This is a genomic window from Aurantibacter sp. (genome assembly GCF_042094015.1).
Lineage (GTDB): Bacteria > Bacteroidota > Bacteroidia > Flavobacteriales > Flavobacteriaceae > Aurantibacter.
Genome location: NZ_JBELDZ010000083.1, coordinates 1 through 10,286, shown reverse-complemented (window position 1 = coordinate 10,286; position 10,286 = coordinate 1). Strand labels below are relative to the sequence as shown.

Sequence of the window (10,286 nt, the reverse complement as noted above, 5' to 3'; positions counted from 1 at the left end):
TTTGTTGAGCATCCTTACTAATCATCTCACAATTAAATTCACCTCTATATTTTTCAATGGTAACTTCTTTATGAATTTCAACTGATGCTATATTCGCTGGTTTAACCAATCTTGAATAATGTCTAAATCCTTGAAAATAATCTAATTCGGTTTCTGATTTAGAATAATTATCTTTTTTCAAAATATCAATTGCTTTAAAGAAATCTTCTTCTGAGAACAAAAAATCTATATCACCAACCATGCGTTCTCCGTCATCTTCATATAACCCTTCTAAAAGATTTCCCGTACCTTTTAAAAATATAGGTCTAATATTATTCGCTAACAACAGGATGTTTAGTTCTTTTGCTTGTTGAATGATTTGTGTATTCCTATCTCTATTTAAGTTAGTTATGTGTATCATGTACTCAACCAAATCAGCAGGAAGGTATTTTAAAAAATCAGCTCTTTTTAAATTACAATAGAGCGCAGGCAATACATAATGACTGGTACTTACTTTCACAACGGCATCCCAATCTATTGTGCCAGATTGTAACTGCTTTTCTATTACCTGTCTATTCTTATCTTCCAAAGAAATAGTTAGAGATTTGGCAATAAAAAAAAGGGTTTCTTTATAATTCACTTTTAATATGCTAAAATATTATTTGGTAGGATCTGGATCTCTATCCATAAAGCCTTGCTTTTCTATTTCTTTTAATTGTTTAATAGTAAATTGATCTCGTACAGATTTTGTTTTTGGAAAAATATAATTAGACAGCGTTACAAAGAGTTTTACCCGTTCTGTTTTTGTGAGCTTTTCTTGGTTTATGAGTAGATCATCCAACACTTCTTCATAGAGCATTTCCATCTTTTCCTTGATGGAAGGCCCTTCTTTTTTTGCAGGTCCTCTTTTAGATTTTTTTCCTGCTTTCTTTGCGGATTTTGGATCGAATGGCATGTGTGTTAAAATTAGTTTCTAAACCAAATGTAACCAAAAAAGTTTAGTTTTTCAGCAACCAACTGATAGACTGTATTTTATCACCCAATCCATCAACTAGGATAATTCCCATTTGATCGCAGATTGGTCTTTCTGGTATGGTATTGTTATTTTGGTCTCCGCCATTTTCAAATTTTAATTCATAATCATATCCAAGTCTAGAGCAATGGTTTTACGTAATTATTCACTATAAAATAAAACTTCATCTTTTTTGGTGTTTATAAACTCATGCTCTAAAGTTTTATATAATCCTTCTTTAAGAGTATAGGGTGATTTAAATGACCTATGAACTTTATCTGAATCAAATTGAGTTGTTGCACAAAATTTCTTAACCCGAACTGATGAAATAGAAAACTTTTTTCCTGATAATACTGATATAAAATCAAAACAGTAGCCCCCCATCATTCCTAACAAATAGGGTATTTTAATACTAGGTAATTTAATTTTCATTTTTTCTTCTATCGTTTGTGTAAGTTCAACCATAGAAAAATCAGGCTTATCTGCATAATTAAAAACATGATGACCTAATTCTTTTTTCTCTAATCTATCTTTTATTAGGGCAACAATATTACCGACATAGGCCATGGATTTTTTATTTTGACCTTTTCCAATCATCATAAATCTGCCAGATGAGATTTGCTTTAACAAATTATAAACATTTCCTCTATTTCTTTCTCCAAAAATAACAGTAGGACGAAGTATTGTTACTGATTTATGAGTAGGATCATTTTCATACCATTCTTTTATTACTACTTCAGCTTCCCATTTAGATTTACCATAATGATTGAATGGATCTTGATCATGATTTTCATCAGGATTCTCTTTATTTAAGCCATAAATAGCAACTGAACTAGTAAAAATTAAATTCTTTACACCACTATTATCCATAGCTTTAAGAACATTTTTAGTTCCTTGAACATTTACGTCATAATATAAGGAAGTCGGTGAAACATCATCACGGTGCTCTGCTGCCAATAAAACAACAGTCTCAGTAAACTTAGGAATTTTAATTTTGTCTAAATTTCGTATGTCTCCATTTACTGTAATATTGTCAAAAAAAGGACTTGGATTTTTATCTAAATTGCTTATATTAAAATCTTTTAAAGCCTCTAATAAAAATGATCCAACAAAACCTGAACCTCCTATAATTTGTATTTTACTTGATAATTTTGATTGCATAATGTGTTATAAAATTTAACATTAGTAAAACTGATTTAAATTTATTGAAACCCAAAACTTCATAGTAAACTTTCCAGTTATACTTAATCATTTGAATCTTATTACTTGAAATAGAATTCTTTCTATCTCTATAAATAGCTAAAGACTCATCTAAACCTTTAGTATTTTTGATCACTTTTAAAATATTTATCCAAAGAACCCAATCTTGTCGTTTTCGTATTACAGGCATGTATTGTTTACCAATAGCGTCAGAGTCATATATAGCAGTTAAACATCCTACATAATTATTTGAAAGAATTTTTTTTAATGTTATTTTTTTTGGCGCCTTTATAGATTTGATAAAATTACCTGATTCATCTATAACATCGTAACTAGAATAAGTAAATACTAAATTATTTTGTTCCATAAAATGAACTTGTTTCTCTAATTTATCAGATTTCCATTGATCATCTGAATCACAGAAAGCTATATACCTACCTTTAGCATATTTTATTGAGTTATTTCTTGCTACCCCAGCACCTCCATTAGACACCAAATCAAATAATTTAATTCTATTATCGATATTTTGGTATGATTTAATAATGTCTAAAGTAGTGTCTGTTGAACAATCATCTGTTATCAATAACTCCCAATTGGTATATGTTTGATTTATAATAGAATTAATTGTTTCTGAAATAAAGTTTTCAGAGTTATATGATGGTGTTATTATTGAAACTAAATCTTGTTTAATTGACATATAATGGTTTTTAATCTTATTTTATTGAATTCCACCCAGAAATGAAAATTTTTGAATATTTATATATTTTTGTGTAATCTTTAATTTTTCTTAACTGAAAAAGAAAGAATAAAGTACTAATAAATATTCCTTTTTTACCATATAATCTTTTAAGAACTGCTCCTTTGACATGAAAGAAATCATTATTAATTAGCTTATTGGAACTCTCATCTGGATGAATAACAATTGGTTCGGGATAATAATATATATTAAGTCCCATATCTAATGCATCCTTTAAAAATATATTCTCCTCTCCTCCCTTATATATAGAACCTAAACCAAATCTCTCATCAAATTGAATTTTATTGCTTTTTATTGAGCTTAATTTAAAGCTGATCTCAATTGACGATACTTTTAAAATTGAATATCGATTATGTTTCTTTATATATTTAGCGTATTTCTTATACGGCTTATTTTCAGGAGTAATAATTTGAAAAGTTATTATATCTGCATCAGGTAAAGCTTTGTAAGCATTTTTAATTTTTTTTTCATAATCTGGTAGTACCTTAATATCATCATCACATATTACACAAATATCTGCCGAAGCGTTTTGTAAAGATCTATTTCGACTTTTTGATAAACCTTTTTCTTTATATGATTTTAAATAATCAATATCATTCAATAAAAGATTAGAATCCACCTGATTAACAATAGAGCAATAAAAGTCACCAAACTTTGACTTACACCAATCAAAATTTTTATTTTGGGTTGAAATTAATAACTGAATTTTCATTGGTTTTTATAATTTTGAGGTAAACAGATACAAATGCTGGAATAATAAAAAAAACTTCATTTATTATAAGTGAAAGTGATGACATAAGTATTATTGATGAAAAATATGCTGGTAAAATAAAACTCATATTTGGTTCTCTTTTAATCAAAGACTTAATTTTCACAAACAAAAACGTATGAAAAAGAAAATAAATTGTAAAACCTACCAACCCTAATTCAACTAATACCTCTAGAAAGGTATTGTGAGCGTAATTTGTACCGCCATAAAAATTAATATTGTAGTATAAAAAATTGTACCAACCAATGCCAAAAAATGGATTTTGGCTCCATAATTCTATACCATTTTTCCAAATTTCAAATCTACCACTTCCAGAAGATATAGTTGATATTCTTTGATCTAGGACATCATGCACCTGAGGAACATCTAAAATATTAAAAAGAATGGAGACTATTACTAAAGCAACAACAATATGTTTAATTTTAAGTTTGATTAATGATGATATTAATATAAAAATAAGAGGAATTAAAATTGAAATAATTCCGCCTCTTGAGAGAGACATAATCACACTAATTGAAATTAGTAGTAAAGTTAATTTTTCGAAGTTGTTTTTTTGCTTTTTGCAAAAAAGATACCAGAATGGAATTAAAACAGTAAAAACAAATATGTTAGGATCTTGGGTAAAACCAATTAACCTTGGCAGACCACGTTCAATAATTACACCAATAAGTTTAGTATTATTATTACCTAAAATATTAAAGCTAATAGAATTTAAGCTAATCAAATAAGCTAATATTGAAAAAAAAGTAAATATAAAAGCTGCTATAACTAATGGTTTAAAAATAGATTTGCTTTTTACTAATTGGGAAAACAATAGATACTTGAGGAAATAATAGTAAAAAACTAGAATTATTGACCCAATAGCTAATCTCATACCGCTTAATGGATCAGCACTAAAAAGGACAGTAATAGAACCATAATAAATTAACAATAAATAAAAAATATCATAAACACTCATTATTAATTTGAAATTTTTGATGTAAAAAAAAATACCAAAAAAAGTAAGTATCATAAACCCTTTCAACGCAAATCCTAAATCAATAAAAATAGAGCTAGAAAAAATAATCAGAAAAAATAAAACTATAAAGTTTGACTTTGAGAAAAACATATACTGTGTGTATAATTAAAATTTAATTAAATCCATGGTGCTTTTATTTTCTTTGTTTCAGAATTCAAAATTTTTATGGCTTCTTTTATATTATTAACATTAAAGTGATAAACAAGTTTTGTTAATTTCTTAAGTATTGATCTATTAATAACAAAGATTTTAATTCGCTTAATCCATATTTTTACAAAATAAAAATACACAAGTAATAAAGATGAATTTTTATTTTTTTTATGGGCAGTTATTATATCCTTTTTATATTTTGAATCAAAAACTAAACATCTAGCATATAGGTAATTAAAATTAAAATTATCAACTAACGCCTCTCTATTTGTATTATTTAACGATTTTATTACGCTCTCTGCAAAAATTGTAGATCCTGACCAATAAAAGGGTATATCCGTTGTCCATTTATCTGCAGTATCCTTAGGTAAAAAAGAAATGTCCCGAATATCTCCAATGTGCTTTCCTTTGGCCCCCATTCCTCCCACACTTCTAGCACCCTTACCTGAAATAATCAAAGGGAAATCAACTACTACAAAAAAGTCTGAATATTTAGTTAAGGCCGTAGCCACTGCCATATCAGGACTAGGTCCAGGAAAATAAGTTCCCGATTCTTCATAAATCTTATCTAAGAGACTTTTTTTTACTATTCCATGATAAAATTGTGGAAGATTTTTTATGTATTGACCCCCCGTCTTAAGGTGCTTTTTAAGTTGAATATCACTTCTTTTTATTTTACTAGAACCACTATAACTGTATGAAAATAACATACCTGAAAACGAATCTCCAAGTCTGGTAGGAGTCAAATCACTCCATATAAATTCTGGCTTGGTATTGTTTAGGATCTCATATTTATTTTCTTTCATCCATTTAACAGCTCTAATTATATCTTTATGAATACAATCATCATCTCCAATAAAACATAAATATTCTCCTCTAGCATTTAAAGTTGCTAGATTAGAGTTCCCTGCTTGTGAAAGACTTTCATTCGAATGAAAATATCGTATAATCTGTGTAATTTTATGTTTTTTATTGAGGAAATTTATAATCTCTATATTATCAAGGCTATTATCTTGAATAACTATTTCAACATCATTTTTAGACCAGACATAATCACTTAAGGTAATTAAAACTTCAAATAAATAATTGTACCTGTCTTTTGTTGGAATTATTATGCTTAACAAAGGTGAGGTTTTATTCATATTATATTTTTTGATTTAAGGAAATTTTTGAGCTCAATTAATTGGTCTTCTAAATTGTTAATATTAAAATCTGGATTTAAGCACCTATTTAGATTATCACCAGTTGAAAATGGAATTACATCTAAGTCTGGCCTAAATACTGTCTTAAATATCAAAAGCATTTCATATTTAGAATATCTATTCTTAGTTCCAGACTGAATAATTTTATTAGATTTTAAGTTATCCTCATTAATTAGTCTATGAATAATTTTACACCATTCTAAAGTAGTTATTCCGTTCCAGTAATGATCTGTGTATCCTTTAATTTTTTCACCTTCTGGGTTATTTACAAACCAGGAAAGAAGTCCTTTATTTGAAAAATTATCCCAACCTATGATGGAAACTCGTAACACCATTGAGTTACTCATTCCTGCCAATGCGCTTTCACCTAAAGATTTTGACCAACCATAGATATCCTTAGCATCATGAGGTTCATCCTTATTATAAAAATCTTTACTATCGCCACTAAAAACACAATCCGTGCTAGGTTGAATTAAAAAATGTCCTTTTTTTAAATTCGAAGCTAGTTCTAATGGTAATAAACTATTAGCCCAAACTAGATCTAACGTGTCGTTTGATTTTTGTTTAATTCTTCCAATACAATTTATTATTATGGAGTCATTGAACTGATTTAAATCCTCTACAAATGATTTAATTGTATTCTGCTCAAACCGATTATTAAATAAAATTACATCAAAATTTTGTTCAGAAAAATATGCATTCACCATTTGGCCTAGCATACCTTTATATCCAAGTATAATTATTCTATTATTCATTATTTAAATTATTTTTACAATATGGCCATCTTATATCTTCTTCTGAATTATCAATAAAACTATTAGCAAAAACTAATACTTTAGAACCTGGGACCTTTTGTTTTATTAGAGTCGCATACATTTCTGGAACTTCTAAAACATCAAATTTATCGGCAGAAAGTTTAATAGTATTTGATTTATTAGAAAGCTTTATGCCCTGTAGAATCTCCTTTACAGTAATTTCTATAACACCTGAAGTACACAAAAACCACCTCTTTTCTTTGCAGTGACCTTTCCAACCTCTTCTAAATTCAATATCACAATTTTCAATTTCATAAACTCTTTTAATCTCAGATAAATCAAAATCATTATTGAAACGTAATATACCACGTGAATCCAAATAAGTTTTGCCAAGAAATATTTTCATGCTTAATTAAAAAGATTTTAAAATAGATAATTTAACTTTTCTAAGTTTGATTAAAAGTAGATAGTTTAAAATAAACATTAGTAAAGAAATGATAATAATTGTAAAAATATTTTGAACTCTGGAGTTAGATAAACTAAACATATTAATAAAAAATTTAGCACTAAAAAAAGAAATTAAAAATGGTGAGATTACATAAATTGTCAAAAATTTTAATGTAGGTATTTTTATATATTTTTTATTTATAATTATTATGAATATAAGACCTATTGTCAATTGAATGGCAGAATATATAAAAGCAAAACTTTTAGGACCATAGATATTTGGAACTAATAAATATAACGGAACAGAGATAAATAGACTCGACAAACCTAAAATGTTATTTAGTTTTGTATATCCATTTGCAATAGCAATATTGAATGGTAAAATCTGGAGTGCTAAAAATACTGATCCAATTACAACTATGTTTAAAAATCCTGAAACTTCATAAGCGAGTATATCATCCCCAGTCCAAATAAATACTAATTCTTCTGGAATTAAAAAAACTAGAGAACCAAAAATAAAAACACAAATAGATACCAATAAATACGTAGAAAGAAATAGACTTTCTGCCTCCACTAACTTATTGGACGAAAATAAAAAGGTTAGCCTTGGTAAAATTGTTATTGATACTGGAGATACGAATAAAACTATTATTGTACTTAGAGTAAATGCTAATGAATAATAACCAAAAGTCTCAATTGATAACGTTTTTGATAATAAAACTTTGTCCAATTGAGAATTAATTGCAGAAACAAACGAAATTAAAGCCATGCCCCCTGTAAATTTCCAAATGTGATTTAATACTGTTTTGGAAATTTGTATTTTACTATAAAAATATTTTTTTGATTTAGTGATAAAATAATACAGTTTGTATCTCAAAAAAATAGAATAAAAAATAGTACAAAAAAATTGCCATGAAAAAAACCAGATTAAATTAGGATCAATTAAAATGGGTATGATAACAATTCCGTTTCTTAATATATTATAAATAATTTGATAAATATTTGCCTTAACTTGATTTTCTAAACCAATGAATCCACCAATATAAAAATTAGAAATTAGTCTAAATCCAAATTCTAATCCTATAATTTTTATACATAAGGATATTGTTTCTGGATTTAAATTTTCAAGTTTCAGCCAGTTAAAAGCTATTTGATTTGAAATACTAATAACAACTACAAAAACTAATAATATTATAATAAAATAACAAGCCTCTAATGACTTGAAAATTTTATACTTAGACAAACCCTTTACTTCATTGGAAGAAAACATTTTAGACAGTGTTGCTGTTAAACCAGCATCTAAAACTGATAGTAAGGCACTTAATAGTATTCCAAAACTGATTATTGCAAATTCTTCTAACCCTAGCAGGCTTATATAGATTGGAACAAAAATAATATTTGAACTGAAGCTCCAAAATTTATTAATGAAACTAGAAAATAATTTTTTTTTCAATATAATAATATTTTAATCATTAAATTATTTTGATTTTTAGCATCAATATTTGTTGTAATAATGTAAAATTCAATTATGCATTGAAAAAAATAAACTCATTAAATAATATGAAAAAAGATTATTTTTTAAAAGAAGAAATTTCATCTTTCACATATTTTAACGTTAACAAAAGTGTCTTTAATTCTGTAACATTTAATAAAGTTGTATTATTAGAGTTGTATTCATTATCAATTAATTTTGGGCCATCAGACTGTATATATTTTGTGTAATTTAAATCTCTTAAATCCGCAGGTATTCTATAAAAATCACCAAGGTCTTCTGCTTTAGACATTTCTTCTTTTCCGCACAGAGTTTCATATAATTTTTCTCCATGTCTAGAACCTATGATTTGAATATCATTATTAGCTCCAAATAGTTCTTTCAAGGCATTCGCTAACGTTAAAATTGAGGCTGATGGGGATTTTTGAACAAAAATATCACCTGGTTTCGCATTTTTAAAAGCAAATAAAACTAGGGTCACTGAGTCATCCAATGACATCATAAATCTTGTCATGTTAGGATTAGTAATGGTTAAAGGTTTACCGGACTTGATTTGTTCAATAAATAAGGGAATAATCGAACCCCTGGAAGCCATTACATTTCCATATCTAGTTGCACAAATTACACTATTCCTGTTTTGAACTCTTAAGTCTCTTGATTTAGAAATTGCTAGCTTTTCCATTAATGCTTTTGACATACCCATTGTATTAATTGGATAAACTGCCTTATCGGTGCTTAAGACTACTACTTTATCTACATTGTTTATAGCAGCAGCCTCTAATACATTTTCAGAACCAAGAATATTAGTTTTTATAGCTTGAAGTGGATAGAATTCACATGACGGTACTTGTTTTAAAGCGGCTGCCTGAAAAACAAAATTAACTCCTCTCATTGCATTATTAACACTATCAAAATCTCTTACATCACCTATTATGAAATTTAATTTATTACTTTTATATCGAATCCTCATGTCTTCTTGCTTTTTTTCATCACGACTAAAAATTCTTATTTCACTGATTTCTGTATCTAAAAGGTACTCAACAAGTGTACTCCCAAATGACCCAGTGCCACCTGTAATTAAAATTGATTTCCCATTAAAATCTAACATATTCTCTATATTTAAAAATTATTTTCCTATTCTATAATACTCTAATCCTTTCTGTTCAAGATCATAAGCTATATATTGATTACGACCATCAAAAATAACAGGTGTTTTTAATTGTATTTTTATTTCTTCAAAATCTGGCGAACGAAATTCTTTCCATTCGGTAAGTAATAACAATGCATCTGAATCTTTTAAAACATCATACTTCGAGGCTACATATGTTATATTTTGAACTCCTTTTAAATAATGCTCTTTTGCTTCATCAATCGCTTTTGGATCATATGCCTTTATTTTAGCACCACGTTTTACCAATTCCTTAATTACATAAATGGCTGGTGCTTCGCGCATGTCGTCGGTTCCTGGCTTAAAAGCCAAGCCCCAAATACCAAAAGTAAATCCT

General features: G+C 27.5%; 12 protein-coding genes. All 12 read right to left on the bottom strand.

The window, feature by feature from the left end; all coding sequences use genetic code 11:
* Positions 1-619, bottom strand: a 619-nt coding sequence (locus ACFDSN_RS10540; protein ID WP_375239815.1) for a nucleotidyltransferase family protein, incomplete at its 3' end; no start/stop codon positions are given.
* Between the two features lie 18 nt (positions 620-637).
* Positions 638-934: a hypothetical protein gene (locus ACFDSN_RS10535; protein ID WP_375239814.1), complete on the bottom strand. Its 297-nt coding sequence runs from the start codon at positions 932-934 to the stop codon at positions 638-640.
* Positions 935-1,153: 219 nt separating this feature from the next.
* A complete protein-coding gene (locus ACFDSN_RS10530; RefSeq protein ID WP_375239813.1) occupies positions 1,154-2,152 on the bottom strand; it encodes an NAD-dependent epimerase/dehydratase family protein in 999 nt (332 codons plus the stop codon).
* The gene (locus ACFDSN_RS10525) at positions 2,130-2,888 is read right to left on the bottom strand and encodes a glycosyltransferase family 2 protein (protein ID WP_375239812.1); all 759 of its coding nucleotides are present in this window, start codon (positions 2,886-2,888) and stop codon (positions 2,130-2,132) included. Before ACFDSN_RS10525 ends, ACFDSN_RS10530 begins: the two co-directional genes overlap by 23 nt.
* Positions 2,889-2,904: 16 nt before the next feature.
* The gene (locus tag ACFDSN_RS10520) at positions 2,905-3,660 is read right to left on the bottom strand and encodes a glycosyltransferase (RefSeq protein WP_375239811.1); all 756 of its coding nucleotides are present in this window, start codon (positions 3,658-3,660) and stop codon (positions 2,905-2,907) included.
* Entirely contained in the window at positions 3,626-4,825 is a 1,200-nt protein-coding gene (locus tag ACFDSN_RS10515; RefSeq protein WP_375239810.1) for an O-antigen ligase family protein, read from the bottom strand. The genes ACFDSN_RS10520 and ACFDSN_RS10515 overlap by 35 nt, the downstream gene beginning before the upstream one ends.
* Positions 4,826-4,851: 26 nt before the next feature.
* Positions 4,852-6,027 carry a glycosyltransferase gene (locus tag ACFDSN_RS10510; protein ID WP_375239809.1) on the bottom strand — a complete coding sequence of 392 codons (1,176 nt, stop codon included), beginning with the start codon at positions 6,025-6,027 and terminating at the stop codon, positions 4,852-4,854.
* Positions 6,024-6,842, bottom strand: coding sequence for a sugar nucleotide-binding protein (locus ACFDSN_RS10505; RefSeq protein WP_375239808.1), 819 nt, complete (start codon positions 6,840-6,842; stop codon positions 6,024-6,026). Before ACFDSN_RS10505 ends, ACFDSN_RS10510 begins: the two co-directional genes overlap by 4 nt.
* A complete protein-coding gene (locus ACFDSN_RS10500) occupies positions 6,835-7,221 on the bottom strand; it encodes a WxcM-like domain-containing protein (RefSeq protein WP_375239807.1) in 387 nt (128 codons plus the stop codon). Before ACFDSN_RS10500 ends, ACFDSN_RS10505 begins: the two co-directional genes overlap by 8 nt.
* A gap of 33 nt (positions 7,222-7,254) precedes the next feature.
* Positions 7,255-8,742, bottom strand: coding sequence for a lipopolysaccharide biosynthesis protein (locus ACFDSN_RS10495; RefSeq protein ID WP_375239806.1), 1,488 nt, complete (start codon positions 8,740-8,742; stop codon positions 7,255-7,257).
* A 118-nt stretch (positions 8,743-8,860) separates the two neighbouring features.
* Positions 8,861-9,889: a polysaccharide biosynthesis protein gene (locus ACFDSN_RS10490; protein WP_375239805.1), complete on the bottom strand. Its 1,029-nt coding sequence runs from the start codon at positions 9,887-9,889 to the stop codon at positions 8,861-8,863.
* 18 nt (positions 9,890-9,907) lie between these two features.
* Positions 9,908-10,286 (bottom strand): UDP binding domain-containing protein (locus ACFDSN_RS10485; RefSeq protein ID WP_375239804.1); only part of this gene is annotated, 379 nt, incomplete at its 5' end.